This window comes from Azoarcus sp. DD4 (assembly GCF_006496635.1).
Lineage (GTDB): Bacteria > Pseudomonadota > Gammaproteobacteria > Burkholderiales > Rhodocyclaceae > Azoarcus.
This window is the reverse complement of record NZ_CP022958.1, coordinates 1,839,040-1,859,605: the sequence shown is the minus strand read 5'-3', so window position 1 is coordinate 1,859,605 and position 20,566 is coordinate 1,839,040. Positions and strand designations below refer to the sequence as shown.

General features: G+C 63.8%; 15 protein-coding genes and 1 tRNA gene. 3 read left to right on the top strand and 13 right to left on the bottom strand.

The genetic code is table 11. The features are described from left to right. Nucleotides 1–6 precede the first annotated feature (6 nt). Both ftsH and CJ010_RS08695 read right to left on the bottom strand, forming a co-directional pair. Nucleotides 7–1,899, bottom strand: coding sequence for an ATP-dependent zinc metalloprotease FtsH (ftsH, locus tag CJ010_RS08700; RefSeq protein ID WP_141017669.1), 1,893 nt, complete (start codon nucleotides 1,897–1,899; stop codon nucleotides 7–9). Between the two features lie 121 nt (nucleotides 1,900–2,020). Continuing rightward, nucleotides 2,021–2,638 (bottom strand): RlmE family RNA methyltransferase, encoded by a 618-nt coding sequence (locus CJ010_RS08695; protein WP_141017668.1) that lies wholly within the window; start codon nucleotides 2,636–2,638, stop codon nucleotides 2,021–2,023. 43 nt (nucleotides 2,639–2,681) lie between these two features. On the opposite strand from CJ010_RS08695, the gene yhbY reads away from it, so the two are divergent. Further along, nucleotides 2,682–3,149 carry a ribosome assembly RNA-binding protein YhbY gene (gene yhbY / locus CJ010_RS08690; RefSeq protein ID WP_141017667.1) on the top strand — a complete coding sequence of 156 codons (468 nt, stop codon included), beginning with the start codon at nucleotides 2,682–2,684 and terminating at the stop codon, nucleotides 3,147–3,149. Nucleotides 3,150–3,238: 89 nt separating this feature from the next. Here yhbY and CJ010_RS08685 read toward each other — a convergent pair whose 3' ends face one another. The 11 genes from CJ010_RS08685 to CJ010_RS08635 all read right to left on the bottom strand — a co-directional run bounded on the left by CJ010_RS08685 (nucleotide 3,239) and on the right by CJ010_RS08635 (nucleotide 16,063). Further along, the gene (locus CJ010_RS08685) at nucleotides 3,239–3,700 is read right to left on the bottom strand and encodes a DUF4149 domain-containing protein (protein ID WP_141017666.1); all 462 of its coding nucleotides are present in this window, start codon (nucleotides 3,698–3,700) and stop codon (nucleotides 3,239–3,241) included. A gap of 8 nt (nucleotides 3,701–3,708) precedes the next feature. Next, a complete protein-coding gene (gene greA / locus CJ010_RS08680) occupies nucleotides 3,709–4,185 on the bottom strand; it encodes a transcription elongation factor GreA (protein WP_141017665.1) in 477 nt (158 codons plus the stop codon). Next, a complete protein-coding gene (gene carB, locus CJ010_RS08675; protein WP_141017664.1) occupies nucleotides 4,182–7,409 on the bottom strand; it encodes a carbamoyl-phosphate synthase large subunit in 3,228 nt (1,075 codons plus the stop codon). Before carB ends, greA begins: the two co-directional genes overlap by 4 nt. Before the next feature lie 54 nt (nucleotides 7,410–7,463). Beyond that, nucleotides 7,464–8,606, bottom strand: coding sequence for a glutamine-hydrolyzing carbamoyl-phosphate synthase small subunit (gene carA, locus CJ010_RS08670; protein ID WP_141017663.1), 1,143 nt, complete (start codon nucleotides 8,604–8,606; stop codon nucleotides 7,464–7,466). 249 nt (nucleotides 8,607–8,855) lie between these two features. Then, a tRNA-Ala gene (locus tag CJ010_RS08665) sits at nucleotides 8,856–8,931 on the bottom strand. 79 nt (nucleotides 8,932–9,010) lie between these two features. After that, nucleotides 9,011–10,057: an L-threonylcarbamoyladenylate synthase gene (locus CJ010_RS08660; protein WP_141017662.1), complete on the bottom strand. Its 1,047-nt coding sequence runs from the start codon at nucleotides 10,055–10,057 to the stop codon at nucleotides 9,011–9,013. Next, nucleotides 10,054–11,208 (bottom strand): 5-(carboxyamino)imidazole ribonucleotide synthase, encoded by a 1,155-nt coding sequence (locus tag CJ010_RS08655; protein ID WP_141017661.1) that lies wholly within the window; start codon nucleotides 11,206–11,208, stop codon nucleotides 10,054–10,056. Before CJ010_RS08655 ends, CJ010_RS08660 begins: the two co-directional genes overlap by 4 nt. Nucleotides 11,209–11,221: 13 nt before the next feature. Beyond that, nucleotides 11,222–11,725: a 5-(carboxyamino)imidazole ribonucleotide mutase gene (gene purE, locus CJ010_RS08650; RefSeq protein ID WP_141017660.1), complete on the bottom strand. Its 504-nt coding sequence runs from the start codon at nucleotides 11,723–11,725 to the stop codon at nucleotides 11,222–11,224. Nucleotides 11,726–11,735: 10 nt separating this feature from the next. Continuing rightward, nucleotides 11,736–12,599 carry a bifunctional methylenetetrahydrofolate dehydrogenase/methenyltetrahydrofolate cyclohydrolase FolD gene (gene folD / locus CJ010_RS08645; protein ID WP_141017659.1) on the bottom strand — a complete coding sequence of 288 codons (864 nt, stop codon included), beginning with the start codon at nucleotides 12,597–12,599 and terminating at the stop codon, nucleotides 11,736–11,738. Nucleotides 12,600–12,738: 139 nt separating this feature from the next. Then, complete coding sequence (locus CJ010_RS08640; protein WP_141017658.1) at nucleotides 12,739–13,377, bottom strand: response regulator transcription factor; 639 nt, start codon at nucleotides 13,375–13,377, stop codon at nucleotides 12,739–12,741. After that, nucleotides 13,352–16,063 carry a PAS domain S-box protein gene (locus tag CJ010_RS08635; protein WP_141020624.1) on the bottom strand — a complete coding sequence of 904 codons (2,712 nt, stop codon included), beginning with the start codon at nucleotides 16,061–16,063 and terminating at the stop codon, nucleotides 13,352–13,354. The genes CJ010_RS08640 and CJ010_RS08635 overlap by 26 nt, the downstream gene beginning before the upstream one ends. 171 nt (nucleotides 16,064–16,234) lie before the next feature. On the opposite strand from CJ010_RS08635, the gene CJ010_RS08630 reads away from it, so the two are divergent. Together CJ010_RS08630 and aceE are read left to right on the top strand one after the other, a co-directional pair. Continuing rightward, nucleotides 16,235–17,449 (top strand): ABC transporter substrate-binding protein, encoded by a 1,215-nt coding sequence (locus CJ010_RS08630; RefSeq protein WP_141017657.1) that lies wholly within the window; start codon nucleotides 16,235–16,237, stop codon nucleotides 17,447–17,449. Nucleotides 17,450–17,882: 433 nt separating this feature from the next. Next, nucleotides 17,883–20,564 carry a pyruvate dehydrogenase (acetyl-transferring), homodimeric type gene (gene aceE, locus CJ010_RS08625; RefSeq protein ID WP_141017656.1) on the top strand — a complete coding sequence of 894 codons (2,682 nt, stop codon included), beginning with the start codon at nucleotides 17,883–17,885 and terminating at the stop codon, nucleotides 20,562–20,564. The last annotated feature ends 2 nt before the right edge of the window (nucleotides 20,565–20,566 follow it).

The following is a 20,566-nucleotide window of genomic DNA, read 5'->3' as shown; positions in this document are numbered from 1 at the left end:
GAACGATCAGGCTGCAGGCGCCGCAGCCGTCGGCGCAGCACCCGGGGAGTCGTCGCGCGAGCGTGGCGCCGGAGCCGAGGCCGGCTTCGGCGGACGCGGAGGACGGCCTGCCATAATGTCATTTACCTGGTCGGCGTCTATGGTTTCCCACTCGAGCAGAGCATGCGTCATTGCCTCCACCTTGTCGCTGTTCTCCTCGATCAGGCGACGCGCAAGCGCGTACTGCTGATCGACGATGCGACGAATCTCGGCATCCACCTTCTGCATGGTCGCTTCCGACACGTTACGGTGCGTCGTGACCTGACGACCAAGGAAGATCTCGCCTTCTTCCTCGCCGTACACCATCGGCCCCAGCGTGTCCGACATGCCCCACTGCGTCACCATGCGGCGCGCCAAGTCGGTCGCTCGCTGGAAATCGTTGGATGCGCCGGTGGTCATCTGCTTCATGAAGATCTCTTCGGCGATACGTCCACCGAACAGCACGGTAATCGTCTGCAGCAGGCGTTCGCGATCCTGGCTGTAGCGATCTTCCGTAGGCAATTGCATGGTCACGCCGAGCGCACGACCGCGCGGGATGATCGTGACCTTATGCACCGGATCCGTCTTGTCGAGCAACCGTGCCACCACGGCGTGCCCGGATTCATGGTAGGCCGTGTTGCGGCGCTCTTCCTCGGGCATGACCACCGAACGGCGCTCCGCGCCCATCATGATCTTGTCCTTGGCGCGCTCAAAATCCTCCATGTCGACGAGCCGCTTGTTGCCACGGGCAGCGAACAAGGCAGCTTCGTTGACCAGGTTGGCAAGATCGGCACCCGCGAACCCCGGCGTACCGCGGGCCAGCACCTGCGGATCGACGTCCGGTGCGATCGGAACCTTGCGCATGTGGACCTTGAGGATCTGCTCGCGCCCACGAATATCAGGCAGCGACACCACCACCTGCCGATCGAAGCGCCCCGGACGCAAAAGCGCGGGGTCGAGTACGTCGGGTCGGTTGGTGGCCGCGATCACGATCACGCCGGTCTGACCCTCGAAACCATCCATCTCGACGAGCAGCTGGTTGAGCGTCTGCTCTCGTTCGTCGTTACCGCCCCCCATGCCGGCACCACGCTGGCGACCGACAGCATCGATTTCGTCGATGAAGATGATGCACGGCGCGTGCTTCTTCGCCTGCTCGAACATGTCACGGACACGGGCCGCGCCCACACCGACAAACATCTCGACGAAGTCGGAACCTGAGATCGAGAAGAACGGCACCTTGGCTTCGCCGGCAATCGCCTTGGCGAGCAAGGTCTTGCCGGTACCCGGCGAGCCGACCATCAACACGCCCTTCGGAATCCGGCCTCCCAGCTTCTGAAACTTGGAGGGATCGCGCAGGAACTCGACCAGCTCCGCAACTTCCTCCTTGGCTTCATCACAACCGGCGACATCGGCAAAAGTTACCGAATTGGCGGACTCGTCCAGCATTCGAGCCTTGCTCTTGCCGAAGGAAAAGGCCCCGCCCTTGCCACCGCCCTGCATCTGTCGCATGAAAAAGATCCACACGCCAATCAACAGCAGCATCGGGAACCAGGAAACGAAGATGCTCGTGAGGAAGGACTGCTCCTCCTCCGGCTTGCTCGCATTTATGGACACACCGTAACGCATCAGATCGGAGACCATCCAGATATCCTGAACGCCAGGGGTGTATACGGTGATTGAACGACCTTCCTGCGTAGTAGCCTTGACGACGCGACCGTCGATGACGGCCTTCGCGATGCGCCCGGCCTTGGCCTCCTCCATGAATTGGGAGTACTCCATGGTATTGGGCGCAGCCTGGCGCGCATTGAACTGGTTGAATACCGTCATCAGCACCACACCGATGACCATCCAGATCGCGAGATTCTTGAAGAGATTGTTCAACGTCTTACCCCGAAAGCCCGGTATGGGCGTGCGTTCGATTGACCCATTCTAGAGGGGATCGTTCCCACCCGCAAACCAATGGGTCCGATTGGGACTCCCTATCAAAAAGCCGCCGCTTCCATCAGCGCAGACCGCTTCCCAACAGGTACACCTCGGCACTACGGTCGCGAGATGCCTTGGGTTTGCGGACCTGTACCGATAGAAATACCCCTTCCATCGCGCGTCGGAACTCCATGAAACCCTCACCCTGGAATACCTTGACCAGAAACTGTCCGCCCGGCTTGAGGTGGCGCTGGGCGAAATCCAGCGCCAATTCGCAAAGATGGATGGATCGAGCCTGATCGACGGTGGCCACGCCCGATAGATTGGGGGCCATGTCTGAAAGTACAAGGTCCAGCGCCGCGCCCGCGAGTCGAGCCTCAAGTTCGGCAAGCACCGCATCCTCGGTAAAATCGCCCTGGAGAAAATCAACACCCGGAATCGGCTCAACCGGCAAGAGGTCCAGCGCAAACACCTTGCCGCTGGCACCGCAGCGCTGGCGCGCCACCTGGCACCACGACCCCGGCGCTGCACCGAGGTCGACAACCACCCGTCCCGGTTTGAGCAGATGATCGCGTTCGTCGATTTCCATCAGCTTGTATGCCGCGCGCGCGCGGTAGCCTTCTGCGTTTGCGCGTTGCACATAGGTGTCGTTGAGATGCTCATGCATCCACGCCTTGCTCGTCTTGTTCCGTTTCATCTGCTTAAAAGAGTAGAATCCCCGCCCCACGGAGAAAATATCAATGATCGAGCTCAGTCCTGCCCAGCGTCGCGACCTACGCGCCCGCGCCCACCATCTGAACCCCGTCGTGACCATCGCGGGAAATGGACTGGCCCCGGCCGTCGTTGCCGAAATCGAACGTTCGCTGCAAGCGCACGAGCTGATCAAGGTCCGCGTTCAGGGCGCCGAGCGCGATCAGCGCGATGCGTTGATGAATGAACTGTGCACGACGCTCGATGCAGCGCCGGTCCAGCATATCGGTAACATCCTTGTCGTGTGGCGCGAACGTCGGGAAGAAAAGCAGGCCGCGACCACCGCAGACTCCGGCAAGCGCGGGGCGCGGGCATCGACGGCAAAGTCGGCAGCGGGATTCGCCGCCGCCGCTCGCCGCGCAGCGCTGGCCAAGGCTGCGGCGGAAAAACGTCGTTCGCCGGCACGTGGACCGAGTGGCCGGGCACGCCCCCTGAGTGGCTCCGGCCGCGGTCGTTAAATCCGCAGGCCGTTCCAGGGAACTTGACACCACCCCCACCCTGCTCAAAGACTGGGCGGCCCAGCCAAGCTCGCCGCCCAGGCCTACCATCAGCGCAGCACCCGCCTGACGCCTATGGCCAGCCCGATCGCAAGCACGCTCTGAATGAGATAGAGCACACTCGAAACCCCATGCCAGGCGGCAAAGCGATCGCGCAAGGCGGTGTCCATCACGTCCGCCGGCAACGCGTTCGCCTTCAATTCCGCCATCAAGGGCTGGATGCCGAACTGTCCGACCACGGTGAGCAACAGCATCAACGCGGTCACCCATAACAAGGGCTCGCGAAACCTGCGCCGGCCTTCACGAAAGGCGATCAGGGCCAGCAGATAGGCGGCTGATCCTATGCCCAACCAGCCCACGATGGCAAAAAGCCGCCCCGCAACATTCCCGGCGAGCGCACGATCCGACAGCATGCCGAACAGCGTCGGCGCAACCACGTAGCCCACCGTCCACATCGCCCCAACCCACAGGGTGACGACAATCATGGCCACATGGTCGGCGAAACGCTGCACGGACCGACTCAAATGTAACGAACGTCTATGATTTCGTATTCGCGCACACCGCCCGGTGCCTGCACTTCTGCGATGTCCCCAGCGTACTTGCCGATGAGGGCACGGGCAATGGGCGAACTGACCGAAATTTTCAGTTCCTTGATGTCTGCCTCGTCCTCGCCGACGATCTGGTAGGTCACCATCTGGCCGGAGTCCATGTCCTCCAGCTGGACGGTTGCCCCGAAAACGCAACGACCGTCGGCATCGAGCAGCGTCGGATCGATGATCTGGGCGTTGGCGAGCTTGCCCTCCACCTCGGCGATGCGCCCTTCGATGAAACCCTGGCGTTCCTTGGCGGCATCGTACTCGGCGTTCTCGGACAAGTCTCCGTGCGAACGCGCCTCGGCGATGGCGGCGATCACATTGGGCCGGTCTACGGTCTTGAGGCGATGCAGTTCGAGCCGCAGCTTTTCGGCGCCGGCAACAGTGAGCGGGGTCTTGTTCATACGGCCTGCTTCAATTCTTTGTGGAGATCCTGCACGGCATACACCTCAAGCCCCGACAGATGGCGCATGCCCATGCACGCGGCGCGGGCGCCTTCGATCGTCGTATAGACCGTCACCTTGGCCGCCAGAGCCGACGTCCGGATCGAACGCGAATCGTTGATCGCCTGCCGCTTTTCCTCGACGGTATTGATCACCAGCGCGATCTCGTTGTTCTTGATCATGTCGACCACGTGCGGACGGCCCTCATTGACCTTGTTCACCATGGTCACCGGAATCCCGGCTGCCTCCAGGGCGGCCCCCGTTCCGCGGGTCGCCACGAGACTGAAACCGAGCTCGTGCAATTCACGCGCCACTTCCACCGCGGCCGGCCGATCGGTGGGCTTGACGCTGATGAAGGCCGCACCGGAGGTCGGCAAGCGCACGCTGGCGGCAAGCTGGCTCTTGACGAAGGCCTCTGCGAAGCTGCGGCCGACGCCCATCACTTCACCGGTGGACTTCATCTCCGGCCCGAGGATGGTATCCACACCGGGGAACTTCACGAAGGGGAATACCGCTTCCTTGACCGAGTAATACGGCGGCACGACTTCGCCGGTAACGCCCTGGCTCTCCAGGCTCTGTCCCGCCATGCAGCGCGCGGCGATCTTAGCCAGCGGCAGCGAGCAGGCCTTGGACACGAAGGGCACAGTGCGCGAGGCACGCGGATTGACTTCCAGCACATAGACGACGGCGTTGTCGCCTTCGCCCTGGATTGCGAACTGCACATTCATCAGGCCGACGACGTTGAGCGCACGCGCCATCGCCTCGGTCTGACGGCGCAGCTCGTCCTGAAGCTTGGCCGACAGCGTGTAGGGCGGCAGCGAGCAGGCAGAGTCGCCCGAATGCACACCCGCCTGTTCGATGTGCTCCATGATGCCGCCGATGATCACTTGCGTACCGTCGGACAACGCATCGACGTCGACTTCGGTGGCATCGTTGAGGAAGCGGTCGAGCAATACCGGCGATTCATTGGAGACCTTGACCGCTTCGCGCATGTAACGCTCGAGGTCCTTCTGCTCGTGGACGATCTCCATCGCCCGGCCACCGAGCACGTAGGACGGCCGCACCACCAGCGGATAGCCGATCTCGGCCGCCAGCCGCACCGCGGCTTCAGGCGTACGGGCCGTCCGGTTGGGCGGCTGCTTCAGACCGAGGTCGTTGAGCAGCTTCTGGAAGCGCTCGCGGTCTTCGGCCGCGTCGATCATGTCCGGGCTGGTGCCGATGATGGGCACGCCGTTGTCCTGCAGCGCCTGGGCGCGCTTGAGCGGCGTCTGGCCGCCGAACTGGACGATAACGCCGACCGGCTTTTCGATATGGACGATCTCGAGGATGTCTTCCAGCGTAATCGGCTCGAAATACAGGCGATCCGAGGTGTCGTAGTCGGTGGAGACGGTTTCCGGGTTGCAGTTGACCATGATGGTCTCGTACCCGTCTTCACGCAGTGCCAATGCGGCATGCACGCAGCAGTAGTCGAACTCGATGCCTTGGCCGATACGGTTCGGACCGCCGCCGAGCACCATGATCTTCTTCTTGTCGGTCGGACGGGCTTCGCATTCTTCTTCGTACGACGAATACAGATAGGCGGTGGAGGTCGCGAATTCCGCAGCGCAGGTATCGACCCGCTTGAACACCGGACGCACGCCGAGCGTGTGGCGCTGGAAGCGGACCGCCGTTTCGTCGGTACCAAGGAGCTTGGCGATGCGGCGATCGGAGAAGCCCTTCTTCTTCATCTCGCGCAGTTCGCCTGCCTGCATCGCCTTGAGCGAACGGCCGGCGAGCGCCTTCTCGGTCAGGACGATGTCCTCGATCTGTGCCAGGAACCAGGGATCGATCTTGGTGAGGTTGTGCACCTGCTCCTGGCTCATGCCTTCGCGGAAGGCCTGGCCGACGTACCAGATGCGCTGGGCGCCGGGATTGGCGAGCTCGTGCTCGAGATCCTCGCGGTCGGCTTCGACCTCGTCGAGACCATAGACACCCACTTCAAGACCACGCAGCGCCTTCTGGAAGGACTCCTGGAAGGTACGGCCCATGGCCATGACCTCGCCCACCGACTTCATCTGGGTGGTAAGGCGGTCGTTTGCCGCCGGGAACTTCTCGAAGGCAAAGCGTGGAATCTTGGTGACGACGTAGTCGATCGACGGTTCGAACGATGCGGGAGTCGCACCGCCGGTGATGTCGTTCTTGAGTTCGTCCAGCGTGTAGCCGACAGCGAGCTTGGCCGCGACCTTGGCGATCGGGAAACCGGTCGCCTTGGAGGCCAGCGCCGACGAGCGCGACACCCGCGGATTCATCTCGATGACGATCATCCGACCGTCCTTCGGATTGATCGCGAACTGTACGTTGGAACCGCCAGTATCCACACCGATCTCGCGCAACACCGCGATCGAGGCGTTGCGAAGGATCTGGTATTCCTTGTCGGTCAGGGTCTGCGCCGGTGCAACGGTGATCGAGTCGCCGGTATGCACACCCATCGGATCGAGGTTCTCGATCGAACAGACGATGATGCAGTTGTCGGCACGGTCGCGCACGACTTCCATCTCATACTCTTTCCAGCCGAGCAGGGATTCTTCGATCAGCAGCTCGTTGGTCGGACTTGCCTCCAGGCCGCGCTTGCAGATGTCATGAAACTCTTCCATGTTGTAGGCGATGCCGCCGCCGGTGCCGCCGAGCGTGAAGCTCGGACGGATGATCACCGGGAAGCCGATGCCGCCTTGCACCTGCAGCGCCTCTTCAAGGCTGTGGGCAATGCCGGAACGCGCCGAGCCGAGACCGATCTTGGTCATCGCATCCTTGAACTTGAGGCGGTCCTCGGCCTTGTCGATCGCCTCGCTGGTGGCGCCGATCAACTCCACGCCGAACTTCTCAAGCACCCCGTGACGGGCAAGATCGAGCGCACAGTTGAGCGCCGTCTGGCCGCCCATGGTCGGCAGCACCGCGTCGGGACGTTCCTTCTCTATGATGCGCTCGACCACCTGCCAGGTGATCGGCTCGATGTAGGTGACGTCCGCGGTTTCCGGATCGGTCATGATGGTCGCCGGATTGGAGTTAACCAGCACGACCTTGTAACCTTCTTCGCGCAGGGCCTTGCAGGCCTGGGCGCCGGAGTAGTCGAACTCGCAGGCCTGACCGATGACGATGGGTCCGGCGCCGATGATCAGGATGCTCTTTATGTCGGTGCGTTTGGGCATTGCCTTGCCTCTGAAATTCTTGGGCGGCGGACCAGGCCCGCCGGGGATGCAGACTTACTTGCTCGCTTCGATCAGTTTGATGAAGCGGTCGAACAGATAGGCGACGTCATGCGGGCCCGGGCTCGCCTCCGGATGCCCCTGGAACGAGAACACCGGGGCGTCGGTACGGACCAAACCCTGGTTGGTGCCGTCGAACAGCGACACATGGGTGACCCGCAGCGAATCAGGCATGACTGCGGAATCCACCGCAAAGCCGTGATTCTGGCTGGTGATCAGCACCTGCCCGCTGTCCAGATCCTTTACCGGGTGATTGGCGCCGTGGTGGCCCGCCTTCATCTTCATGGTCTTTGCACCGGACGCGAGCGCCAGCAACTGATGGCCGAGACAGATGCCGAAGGTCGGGATCTTCGCTGCAACGATCTGGCGAATCGCCTCGATCGCGTAGTCGCAGGGCTCCGGATCGCCGGGGCCGTTCGACAGGAACACGCCATCGGGCTTCATGCCGAGCACCACGCTGGCAGGCGTCTGCGCCGGCACGACGGTCAGGCGGCAGCCGCGATCGGCCAGCATGCGCAGGATGTTGCGCTTGATGCCGAAGTCGTAGGCAACCACATGGAAGCGTGGCGCGGTCTGCGGAACATAACCCTGTCCCAGCACCCACTCGCCCTCGGCCCACTCGTAGGGCTCCTTGACGCTGACGACCTTGGCCAGATCCATGCCGGCCAGCCCGGGGAAGCTGCGGGCTTCGGCAATCGCCGCCTCGACGTTGAGTGTGCTGCCTTCGGCCGCAGTAACGATACAGCCCGCCTGAGCCCCTTTCTCGCGCAGCACACGAGTGAGCTTGCGCGTATCGAGGCCGGCGATGGCGACGATGTTCTCGGCCTTCAGATAGGCATCGAGTCGCTGATCCATGCGGAAGTTGGACGGGAGAATCGGCAAATCACGGATGACGAGGCCGGCAGCATGCACACGATCCGCCTCGACGTCCTCCCGGTTGATACCGGTGTTTCCGATGTGCGGATAAGTCAGCGTCACGATCTGGCGACAATAGCTCGGGTCGGTCAGGATTTCCTGATAGCCCGACATCGAGGTATTGAACACAACCTCGCCAACCGTGCTGCCAACCGCACCGATACCCTTGCCGAAGAAGACGGTGCCGTCGGCAAGCGCAAGAAGGGCGGGCGGGAAAGCAGTCACGACAAACTCCTGAGTTCAGCCGAAAAAACAGGGGGCCGGATCCAGCCACCCCCATATGTGAAAAAACGGGACGAGCCCTTGGGCCAATCCCGCCATCAAATGCTTGAGATTATAACGAATTTACCCTGCCAAGACAACGCAGGGCGTCCTGCACCACGACCCGCAATCAGCCGCTCCTGCACTCGCGGATGCGCTCACGAGGCGCAAAAAAGCCCCGCAGATCATCGCTGACGCGGGGCTTTCGAATTCTGGTGGACCGAAGGAGGATCGAACTCCCGACCTCTGCATTGCGAACGCAGCGCTCTCCCAGCTGAGCTATCGGCCCGAAAGAGCGCGCATTATAGGCAAGTCGTCGGTCAATGGGAAGCCCCGCCCTCGGATTTCTGCTGCTGGACCGCCATCGCTCATGTTTCGTCGCTTTCGCCCCCGGACCCCACTGCTGCCCGTCCAAGGCGATCCCCTATCGCACGCCACTCCAGCGTCCGCGGCAGTTCCTCAACCACGATGAAATCGGCACCGAGCGCATCGAGCTCGCGCAGGGTGGCATAGAGTTCGTGCGCATAGGGCGCAGCGGTAGCCGGCGCCGACCTCCAGATCAGGCGTGCGTCATGCGGATCCGCCACCGTGCGCGCCAATACCGCGACCCGACTACCCTCGCCCGCCAGCACGGAGGCCTCTTCGACCAGGCGCACACCGTCGATCAGGCACAGCGGGGTTCGCGGCGCGTAGTGGGCCGCCAGTGCGCCGGACACGCGTGGCACCACCGCATCATCGATCGCGCTCGCCTCACCACGCACATGCGGTCGCCGGCCGATGACCGCGGCGATGTCTTCCGGCGAGATCGCACCGGGACGCAAGATCTCCGGCCCATGCTCCGCAAGTCTGGACAGATCGAGAATGGTGGACTCGATCCCGACTTCACAGGGACCACCGTCGAGCACCATTGCAAGCCTGCCGGCCAACTCGTCAGCGACATGCGCCGCCGTAGTGGGGCTGATGCGGCCGAAGCGATTGGCGCTGGGTGCAGCCAGACCGGAATCGAAAACACGCAGCAGGGCGAGCGCAACCGGATGCGCCGGCACCCGGACGCCAACGGTATCCTGACCGCCAGTCACCTCATCCGGCACCCCGCTCTCGCGTTTCAGGATAAGGGTTAGCGGCCCCGGCCAGTACGCGCGCGCCAGCGCCACCGCCTCTTTGGGAATGCTCGCCGCCCAGCGTGGCAGATGGTCGGCGTCCGGCAGATGGACAATCAGCGGATGATCCGCAGGCCGCCCCTTGGCAGCGAAGATCTTGCGCACTGCAACCGGATCGAGCGCATCTGCCGCCAGGCCATAGACCGTTTCGGTCGGCAAACCCACCAATTCACCCGCGCGCAGCAGATCGGCTGCGCGGCGGATATTGTCGGCAGTGGGCTCTACGATGAGCGCCGGCGCCGTGCGGGCGCTCATTCGTCGTGCACGCCTATCGCCGCCCGCGCCTCCATGGCACGCGCCAGCACCGCCCCAGCATCCTCGCCGATCACGGTGAAATGCCCCATCTTGCGACCCGGACGCGCGTGATGCTTGCCATACAGATGCAGCCTGAGCCCGGGCATCCCGGCCAACACATCCCATGCCGGCTCGCGGTAGGCCCCGTTGCCGTGACCGCCCTCGTACCAGAGCTCCCCCAGCAGATTGACCATCACCGCCGCCGAATGCTGGCGCGGACTGGCAAGCGGCAGGCCACACAAGGCCCGCAGTTGCTGTTCGTACTGGCTCACGTCACACGCGTCTATCGTGTGATGACCGCTGTTGTGCGGCCTTGGCGCCATCTCGTTCACGTAGAGTTCGCCGCCGCAGACGAAGAACTCGACCCCCAACGTCCCGACATAGGACAGCTTTTCGGCAATCCGCTCGGCGATTTCCTGCGCACTGTCGCGCAGGCAGGCAGACGCGCGCGCCGGCGCGATGGTGACGTCGAGAATGCCGTTGCGATGCTGATTCTCACCGGGCGAAAAACAGCGCACGGTGCCGCCCTCGTCGCGCGCCAGCACCACCGACACCTCGTAATCGAGTTTCAGCAACCTCTCAAGTACGCAGGCCTCGCCCTTGAAGTGGCGAAAGGCGGCGAGTGCCTCGTCACGATCGGCAACACGAGCCTGGCCCTTGCCGTCGTAGCCGAAGCGCGCCACCTTCAGCACGGCCGGGAAAAGTCCTGCACTGGCGTCGCGGATATCGTCTTCGCCGCGGATCACGGCGAAAGGACCATGTGGCAGACCGTTATCCGCCAGAAAACGCTTTTCCGCGATGCGATTCTGGCAAACCGCCACCGCACTCGCCGCAGGGTGGGTCGGAATGAACTTGGCCAGATAGTCCAGGGTGTCGGCCGGTACGTTCTCGAACTCGGTCGTCACCGCTGCACACTCGGCGGCCAGCGCGTCGAGCGCCGTGTAATCGTCGTAGGCGGCCACCAGGTGCCGATCGGCAATGCGCCCGGCCGGACTGTGCGGATCCGGATCCAGCACCCAGACCTTGTAACCCATCTCATGGGCAGCAGAAACGAAAAAGCGGCCGAGCTGGCCGCCGCCGAGCATGCCGAGGGTGGCAGGCGGAAGAATCATGTTGTGGACTCTCTCAATCCAGTTTCATGTCGAGCACGGCCTGGGTCTGGCGTGCCCGGAACGCCTCGAGCCTTTCAGCAAGCACGGCATCCTGATTGGCCAGCAAGGCCACCGCGAACAGGCCGGCATTGGCAGCACCCGCCTCGCCGATCGCGAAGGTCGCCACCGGAATGCCCTTGGGCATCTGCACAATGGAAAGCAGCGAATCCTGGCCCGACAAGGCCTTGGACTGCACCGGCACACCGAGTACCGGCACCGTGGTCTTGGCCGCCACCATACCCGGCAGATGGGCCGCACCACCGGCACCCGCAATGATGGCCTGCAGGCCGCGCGCGCGCGCGCTTGCCGCGTATTCGAACATCAGGTCCGGGGTGCGGTGAGCCGAAACCACGCGCGCCTCGAAGGGTACGCCGAACTCGGTCAACACCTTGGCGGCAGCCTGCATGGTCGGCCAGTCGGAATTCGAACCCATGATGATGCCGACGACGGGTTGCGCCGCAGCGGTGTTCTCGATCATCGTCATTGCCTCACTTCCCCGCTGCGCGAGCGGCACGCACGGCCGAAATCACCGTGTTCTCGAGCAGCATGGTAATCGTCATCGGACCCACGCCACCCGGCACCGGCGTAATGAGGCCGGCCACGTCCTTCGCCGAGTCGAAATCCACGTCGCCACAGAGCTTCCCGTCCGGCAAGCGGTTGATGCCGACGTCGATCACGGTAGCACCCGGCTTGATCATCTCGCCGGTGACGAAGCGCGGCTTGCCGATCGCGGCGACCACGATATCGGCCCGGCGCGTGTGGAACTGCAGGTCGCGGGTCTTGGAATGGCACACGGTCACGGTGGCACCGGCGTTGGTCAGCAGCATGGCCATCGGCTTGCCCACGATATTGGAACGGCCGATCACGACCGCCTCCGCGCCCGCCAGGGGCACGCCCTCGGCCTCGAACATCTTCATGACGCCATGAGGCGTACACGGCAGGAAGGCTTCCTGGTTCTGCGACAAGCGGCCGACATTCTCGGCATGGAAACCGTCGACGTCCTTGGCCACGTTGATCGCCTCCAGCACTGCAGCCTCGTCGAACTGCGGCGGCAGCGGCAGTTGCACCAGGATGCCGTGAACGGCAGTGTCGGCATTGAGCTCGGCGAGCTTGCCCATCACCACTTCGGGCGCCACGTCCTGCGGGTAGTCGAAGCGCAGCGAGCGGATGCCGGCCTTCTCGCATGCGGCAACCTTGTTGCGCACATAAACAGCGGAAGCCGGGTTTTCGCCGACGAGGATGACGGCGAGACAGGGCTGGACACCCCGACCGGTGAGCGCTGCGGCGCGTTCGGCGATCTCGCCACGCACGCGCGCTGCCAGCGCGTTGCCATCGATAATGCGAGCGCTCATAGGGAGTGCCTCGAAAAAAGCTCGCAATTTTATCGCAACATCAGGATCTTGCGTGCACCTTCGCGCGCTATCGCCAGCAATCCGGCGATGTCGCCCACCCCCCGCGCGGACCTGCTGCCCTCACCGCGCTGCGGTGAGTTCAACGCGTCGGCGCAGCGGGCTCGACCGTGACCACGTGCTGGACGAGTTCGGCGAGCGAATGCGCGCCCATCTTCTCCATGACGCGGGCACGGTGCACTTCCACCGTCTTGATGCTGATGCCCAGCACGTCGGCAATCTGCTTGTTGAGCTTGCCCGCGATGATGAGATCGAGCACCTCGCGCTCGCGCTGGGTCAAGTGCTCCAGCCGGCGCGCCGTGTCCGCCTCCTGGCGGCGCTTGCCCCGGCTGGCACGCTCCTGCTCGAGGCACTGCGCCACCAGGCGCAGCATGTCGCGATCGGCAAAGGGCTTCTCGATGAAGTCGGCGGCGCCCTTCTTCAGCGCCGCCACGGCCATCGGCACGTCGCCATGACCGGTAATGAAGATCACCGGCAAGGTGCAGCGGCGACGGCCCAGCTCTTCGAACAATTCCAGCCCGCTCATGCCCGGCATGCGCACGTCCAGCACCAGGCAACCCGCCATAAGGTCGCTCCACGCCGCAAGGAAGGCCTCGGCGGAATCGAAGGCGGCCACCCGGTAACCGCTGGATTCGAGCATCCACACCAAGGAATCACGCAGGGCCTCGTCGTCGTCGACGATGAAAATCTGTTGGTCAGGCGCGGCGTGCGATTCGCTCACTGGCGGCCTCCGTGGGCAAGGTGAATGAGAATATGGTACCGCCTTCGGGGTTGGCGTCGACCACCAGCCGGCCATCGTGGAACTCGATGATGGAACGGCAGATGTTGAGCCCCATCCCCATCCCCTCGGCCTTGGTCGTGTAGAAGGGCGTGAACAACCGCATGCGGTCGTCCTCGCTGATACCGTGACCACGGTCTATCACTGCCACCTCCACCGCATGCGGCCCGAAGGCGCGAGCCCGCACCGTAAGCTCGCGCTCGCTCGCCAAGGTGTCGGCCATCGCATCGAGACCATTGCGCACGAGATTGAGCAGCACCTGCTCGATCATGATCCGGTCGGCGTACACGGCGGGCAGATCGTGCGCCACATCGGCCACGATGCGGATGCCTACGCGCCGCGCGTCGATGTCGGCAAAGCCGAGCGCGTCGTCCAGCACGTCGGAAATCTGCACCGCGCTGCGGCGCGGTTCGCTCTTCTTCACGAATTCGCGGATGCGGCGGATGATCTTGCCGGCGCGCTCGGCCTGGAAACTGGCCTTCTGCATCGCGCCCAGGATGTCCTCCTGCTTCCAGCCGCCGCCCTGGATGCGCGTCACGCAGCCGGCACAGTAGTTGGCGATGGCCGACAGCGGCTGGTTGAGCTCGTGCGCAAGCGTGGACGCCATCTCGCCCATGGTGATCAGGCGCGCCGTGCGCTGCAGGCGCTCTTCCTGCTGGCGCGACACCTCCGCGGTCTGCTTGCGGTCGGTAATGTCGGTGGCGATACCCATCCGCACGACACGACCGTCCACCCAGCGCGTGGCGTGCTCGCGCACGTGATACCAGCGCCCCGACAGCGGATGCTGCAGTTCGCCGTCGAACAGCTCGCGCGGCAGATCGCCGACGGTAAGGCCGCGCGGATCGACGCGGTAGTCGCCGCGCTCGGGCTGGGGTACAGCAACGCCGCGCACCGTGCGGCCGACCGCATCGAAACCGTGGATGCTCTTGAAGGCCCGGTTGGCGAAGAGGATTTCGTCGGTACGCGCGTCGGCCACGAACACTGCGGCATCCAGCCCGTCGATCACCGCCTCGAAGCGTTCGTGCGCCGCTTCCAACGCCGCGCGCACCCGTTTCGGCTCGGTGATGTCGGTGACGGAAGCCATCCAGCCGGTCTGGCGGCCTTCGAGATCGATCAACGGCGACAGGTAGAAGCGCGCATCCAGCCGCTCGCCGTTCTTGCGCCGTATGCGCATCTCGAAACCGCTGGGCGGCGCGCGGCCGGCCAAGGTAAGTTCCAGGTTGCGACGGCAGATGTCGAATTCCTCGGTCGGCCAGTACGGGAAGGGCGCACCGGAACCGATCAGCTCCTGTTCGCTGAAACCGACCATGCGGCAGAAGGCGGAGTTCACATAGATGATGCGACCGCTCAGGTCGATCGCGCGCAGACCGGTGAGCACCGACTCTTCCATCGCCTTGCGGAAGGCGGACTCGGCACGCAAGGCCTCTTCCGCCGCCTTGCGGCCGGTGATGTCGTGCGCCACCCCATACACCAGTTTTTCCTCGCGCACCGGGTTGATGCTCCACACCAGCCACTTGTAGCTGCCGTCGGCGCAACGACAACGGTTTTCGAACTTCACCGGCTCGCCACTGGTCAGCCTCCGCATCTGCTCCAGGGTCGCAGCAACATCGTCACGATGGACGATGTCGAGCAAGGCGGAACCCGGCAAGGCCTCCGGCGCATGGCCAAGGATGTGCTCGAAGGCGGGATTGCAGCGGCGGAAAGCACCATCGAACCCCACCACGCACAGCATGTCGAGCGACAGGTTGAAGAGCCGGTCGCGCTCCTTTTCCACCTGCACCCGGCGCAGCACATGGTTGCGCAACATCCACAAGCTCCACAGCACGATGACCGAGAGCCCGACGATCAGTACCGTCGGCAGCGCCTGCGGCAAGGCGCCGCTGGTGCGGAAAGCGGTCGCCCGCAGGCTCAGGCCGTTGCCTGGCGGGTCGAGCGGAATCTGGAAGGAAAGTGTCTCGTCGGTATCGCGCAGCGCCGAATTCACCGCCAGCGTCTCGCCGCGCACGTTGTCGAGCGCCAGCCGGTATTTCTCGGCAAACCAGCCCGGTACGAGGTAGCGCACCATGCCTTCGATCGAATACACGCCGACGATGGCGCCACGAAAGCCCCGGCCGTGGCGCACCGGCACGTAGACTTCCAGCACCATGCCGCCGCGCGGGCTCTTGTAGGGCTCGCCGTAGATCGGCCGGCCCACCTCGCGCGCCCGGTTGAAGGGGAAAGTCTGCACCTGCGTGAGCGCGTCGCCGGCCAGCCAGTCGGTGGTATCGAAGGGTGCCGACCAGCGCACCACCTCGTCGGCGCCGACCCAGGTGATGTTGACCAATTCGCCGCTGTTGGCGATGTGCTGGTTGGCACGCACCTGGAAGGCATCCGGATCCAGCGTCTCGTTGGCGAGATCGCGGGCGAGCTGACCGAGAAACTCCTCCGTCCCCTGCATGTGCAGGCGCATGGTCTGCTCGGCCCATTGAACGTCGCGTGCGACCGCATTGCGCTGATTCTCCAGCTCACGGGTCTGCAGCAGCCACACCAGGGCGAGCATGGACAACGCGAATACCACGACCGCGACATAAGGCGCCGTCCAGTACCAGCGTAGTGGCGTCTGCATCGCGGTCTTGTTCGAATCGGGCATGAGGGAGGGCAGGTTGAGCCGCCGCCAGACACCAGCTGCGCGACGGAGGGACATTGTGGCATTGTTCCCGGCAGCAGCCATCCCCGACATACGGTTTAACCCTAGCGCCCCTACAGTCCTTGGGGTTTCCGCCAATTCTTGCGACGGTCGGCCAGTCATAAAGTAGCCGCCATGCTCTCCGCCGGATTCTTCCGTTCGTGTCGCGCGCATCTAGTCGCGCTGCTGCTCTTGTTGCAGCCTCTTCAGGTCCAGGCCGCCATGCCCGACCCGATCCGGATCGGCGTTTCCGGCCCATTCACCGGCGGTTCCAGCCCCATGGGCATCTCCATGCGCGAGGGCATCCGCATCGCCACTGCGGAAATCAACGCGAGCGGTGGCGTGCTCGGCCGACCGTTCGAACTGGTCGAACGCGACGACGAAGCGCGCAACGAGCGCGGCACGCTGATCGCCCAGGAGTTCATCCAGCGCGAACACGTCGTCGCAGGCCTAGGCATCGTCAATACCGGCGTAGCCCTCGCCAGCCAGCGCCATTATCAGGAAGCTCGCATCCCCATGCTGACCGCGGTGGCCACCGGGTCGCTCATCACCAAGCAGTTCCTGCCACCCGAACATCCGGACAACTTCATCTTCCGCGTCTCGGCGAACGACACCCTGCAGGCGAAGATGATCGTGGAAGAGGCGGTGTTGCGCCGCCGCTTCACCCGCATCGCCATCTTCCACGACGCCACCAACTACGGCCTGCTCGGACGCCTCGACCTTCAGCACGCACTGGAAGAACACAACATCCGGCCAGTCACGGTCGAGCGCTTCCATCTGCGTCAGGTCGACATGACCGCGCAGTTGCAGCGCGCGCGCGACGCCGGCGCGCAGGTTATCCTGACTTACGGCATCGGTCCCGAACTGGCGCAGATCGCGAACGGCATGGCGAGGATGAACTGGAGCGTGCCGCTGGTCGGCAGCTGGACGCTGGCAATGTCCAATTTCATCGACAATGCCGGCCCCAACGCCGAGGGCGCGCGCATGCCGCAGACCTTCATTGCCGAACCGACCACCCCCCGGCGCCGTGCCTTTCTGGAGGCCTGGCGCAGAGCCACCGGCACGGAGCGAATTCCGGTGCCGCCGGCCGCGGCGCAGGGGTATGATTCCGTCCTTCTGCTCGCGGCAGCGATCCGACAGGCGGGCAGCACCGACGGAGACCGGATCCGGGACGCGCTGGAAAACCTGCGCAACCCGGTCGAAGGCGTGATCATGACGTATGATCGTCCCTTCTCTAGAGACTCGCACGAAACCTTTACCGCATCGCAACATATACATATGGGCGAGGTGCGCAAAGGTCTGATCGTATTTGCGTACGACGAGGACCGCCGCCGGGCGGTACGGCAATGATCCCGTGCCAGTCGGCCCTGGCCTTTGGTCCCGGGTGCCGGCTGGCTTGCGACAGCGGTTTCAGGCTGCGAGTCGCCACGCTTTTCCTGATCGGCCGGGGGACCTCTCCCTCCCTCCCTCACCCCCGGCCGATTTTTTTCCCCGCTCCGATTGCCGCGCGACGACTGCCCGCACGCGCCCCGCCTTTTGCACCGCCGCATGCCAATCGGCTTTCCCTGCGCGCATGAATGCGCGATCTCATCGTCTGTTTCAGATCCGGTCTTCCCTGTTTCACGGAAATCGAACACAACGAGTTCATTGCACATCCCGAAACTTCGTTTTATAGTTTGAAAAGATGATCGACCAGCACCCTGGATCGGTCACGCGCGATTCCGAGAAACCTCCCGCCTTACCGGGCGGGATCCACCAACCGCACGTCATGAGGAGACAAACCATGACCGGAACAACCAACGCCTTCCTGCAAACCGACCCGGACACGCAGGAGACGCAGGAATGGCTGCAGGCACTCGCCGGCGTCATCGAAAACGAAGGCTCTGCACGAGCCCACTACCTCATCGAGAAGCTGATCGAATCGGCCCGTGAGGAAGGCGTAGACATCCCCTACTCCGCTACCACCCAGTACATCAACACCATTCCGGCCGATGCCCAGCCGCGCTATCCCGGCGACCCGGACATGGAAATCAAGCTGCACTCCTACATCCGCTGGAACGCCATGGCGATGGTGGTGCGCGCCAACAAGCACACCAACGTCGGCGGCCACATCGCCTCCTTCGCTTCCGCCGCCGCCCTTTACGACGTCGGCTTCTCGCACTTCTGGCATGCCCCTTCCGCCGACCACGACGGCGACATGATCTATTTCCAGGGCCACTCGGTGCCTGGCGTCTATGCGCGCGCCTTCATGCTCGGTCGCCTGACCGAAGAGCAGATGGACAATTTCCGCCAGGAAGTTGACGGCAAGGGCATCTCGTCCTACCCGCACCCCTGGCTGATGCCGGACTTCTGGCAGTTCCCCACCGTGTCGATGGGCCTGGGCCCGCTGCAGGCCATCTACACCGCCCGCTTCACCAAGTACCTAGCCAGCCGCGGCCTGATCGATGCAGCCAAGGCCGACCAGCGCAAGGTCTGGGCCTTCCTCGGCGACGGCGAGACCGACGAGGTCGAATCGCTCGGCGCCATCGGCATGGCCGCACGCGAGAAGCTCGACAACCTGGTGTTCGTCATCAACTGCAACCTGCAACGCCTGGACGGCCCGGTGCGCGGCAATGGCAAGATCATCCAGGAACTGGAGTCCGAATTCCGCGGTGCGGGCTGGAACGTCATCAAGGTCATCTGGGGCACCCACTGGGACACCCTGCTCCAGCGCGACAAGAAGGGCATCCTCAAGAAGCGCATGATGGATTGCGTGGACGGCGAATATCAGACCTTCAAGGCCAAGAACGGCGCCTACGTCCGCGAGCACTTCTTCAACACGCCCGAACTGAAGGAACTTGTCGCCGACTGGACCGACGATGAGATCTGGAACCTCAACCGCGGTGGCCACGACCTCTTCAAGATCTTCGCCGCCTACAAGGCCGCGTCCGAACACAAGGGCCAGCCCACGCTGATCCTGGCCAAGACCATCAAGGGCTTCGGCATGGGCGGCGCCGGCGAGGCGATGAACATCTCCCACCAGCAGAAGAAGCTGGACCTCGATGCCATCCGCCGCTTCCGCGACCGCTTCGGCCTGCCCGTACCGGACGACCAGCTCGAAAAGCTGCCCTACCTCAAATTCGAGGAAGGCTCGGCCGAGCACAAGTACATGATGGAGCGCCGCGTCGCGCTGGGCGGCTTCCTGCCGCAGCGCCGCCGCACCGCCGACGCGCTGCCGGTGCCGCCGCTGTCCGCCTTCGAAGCACTGCTGAAGGCCTCCGGCGAAGGTCGCGAACTGTCGACCACGATGGCCGTCGTGCGCATCATGAACACCCTGTTGAAAGACAAGGGCATCGGCCGCCACATCGTCCCCATCGTGCCGGACGAATCGCGCACCTTCGGCATGGAAGGCATGTTCCGCCAGTACGGTATCTGGAACCAGCAAGGCCAGAACTACGTGCCGGAAGACCATGACCAGCTGATGTTCTACAAGGAATCGAAGACCGGCCAGGTGCTGCAGGAAGGGATCAACGAAGCCGGCGCAATGGCCGACTGGATCGCCGCCGGCACCGCCTACAGCGTGCATAACGTGCAGATGGTGCCGTTCTACATCTTCTATTCGATGTTCGGCCTGCAGCGCACCATGGACCTGTGCTGGGCGGCAGCCGACCAGCGAACCCGCGGTTTCATGATCGGCGGCACCGCCGGCCGCACCACGCTGAACGGCGAAGGCCTGCAGCACGAAGACGGCCACAGCCTCCTGCTCGCCAACATGATCCCGAACTGCGTCAGCTACGATCCGACCTTCCAGTACGAAGTGGCGGTGGTGGTGCAGGACGGCATGCGCCGGATGTTCGCCGAGCAGGAGGACGTCTACTACTACATCACGGTGATGAACGAGAACTACGAACATCCCGAGATGCCGGCCGGTGCCGAGCAGGACATCCTCAAGGGCATGTACGCCTTCCGCAAGGGTGCCGACAAGGCCGGTCCGCGCGTCCAGCTGCTGGGTTCGGGCACGATCTTCCGCGAGGTGATCGCCGCTGCAGACCTGCTGAAGAACGACTGGGGCGTGGAAGCCGACATCTGGGGCTGCCCGAGCTTCAACGAACTGGCCCGCGACGGCCAGGACGCCGAACGCTGGAACATGCTGCATCCGCTGGAAGCGCCGAAGCAGTCCCACGTGGCACAGAAGCTTGCCGGCGCCCAAGGCCCGGTGATCGCCGCTACCGACTACATCCGCATGTTTGCCGAGCAGATCCGTCCCTTCGTGCCGGGCCGCTACGTCACGCTGGGCACCGACGGCTTCGGCCGCTCCGACACCCGCGAACAACTGCGCCACTTCTTCGAGGTGGATCGCCGCTGGGTTGCGCTGGCCGCGCTCAAGGCGCTTGCCGACGAAGGCACCATCGAACGCGACAAGGTTGCCGCTGCCCTGGTCAAGTACCAGCTTGACCCGAACAAGCCGAACCCGCTGTCCGTCTGAGT

What these genes read in the sequence shown, in the direction of transcription:
- CJ010_RS08695 (WP_141017668.1), bottom strand. Translation starts at nt 2,638, where the DNA reads ATGAAACGGAACAAGACGAGCAAGGCGTGGATGCATGAGCATCTCAAC.
- yhbY (WP_141017667.1), top strand. Translation starts at nt 2,682, where the DNA reads ATGATCGAGCTCAGTCCTGCCCAGCGTCGCGACCTACGCGCCCGCGCC.
- greA (WP_141017665.1), bottom strand. Translation starts at nt 4,185, where the DNA reads ATGAACAAGACCCCGCTCACTGTTGCCGGCGCCGAAAAGCTGCGGCTC.
- carB (WP_141017664.1), bottom strand. Translation starts at nt 7,409, where the DNA reads ATGCCCAAACGCACCGACATAAAGAGCATCCTGATCATCGGCGCCGGA.
- CJ010_RS08660 (WP_141017662.1), bottom strand. Translation starts at nt 10,057, where the DNA reads ATGAGCGCCCGCACGGCGCCGGCGCTCATCGTAGAGCCCACTGCCGAC.
- CJ010_RS08655 (WP_141017661.1), bottom strand. Translation starts at nt 11,208, where the DNA reads ATGATTCTTCCGCCTGCCACCCTCGGCATGCTCGGCGGCGGCCAGCTC.
- purE (WP_141017660.1), bottom strand. Translation starts at nt 11,725, where the DNA reads ATGATCGAGAACACCGCTGCGGCGCAACCCGTCGTCGGCATCATCATG.
- folD (WP_141017659.1), bottom strand. Translation starts at nt 12,599, where the DNA reads ATGAGCGCTCGCATTATCGATGGCAACGCGCTGGCAGCGCGCGTGCGT.
- CJ010_RS08635 (WP_141020624.1), bottom strand. Translation starts at nt 16,063, where the DNA reads ATGCCCGATTCGAACAAGACCGCGATGCAGACGCCACTACGCTGGTAC.
- CJ010_RS08630 (WP_141017657.1), top strand. Translation starts at nt 16,235, where the DNA reads ATGCTCTCCGCCGGATTCTTCCGTTCGTGTCGCGCGCATCTAGTCGCG.
- aceE (WP_141017656.1), top strand. Translation starts at nt 17,883, where the DNA reads ATGACCGGAACAACCAACGCCTTCCTGCAAACCGACCCGGACACGCAG.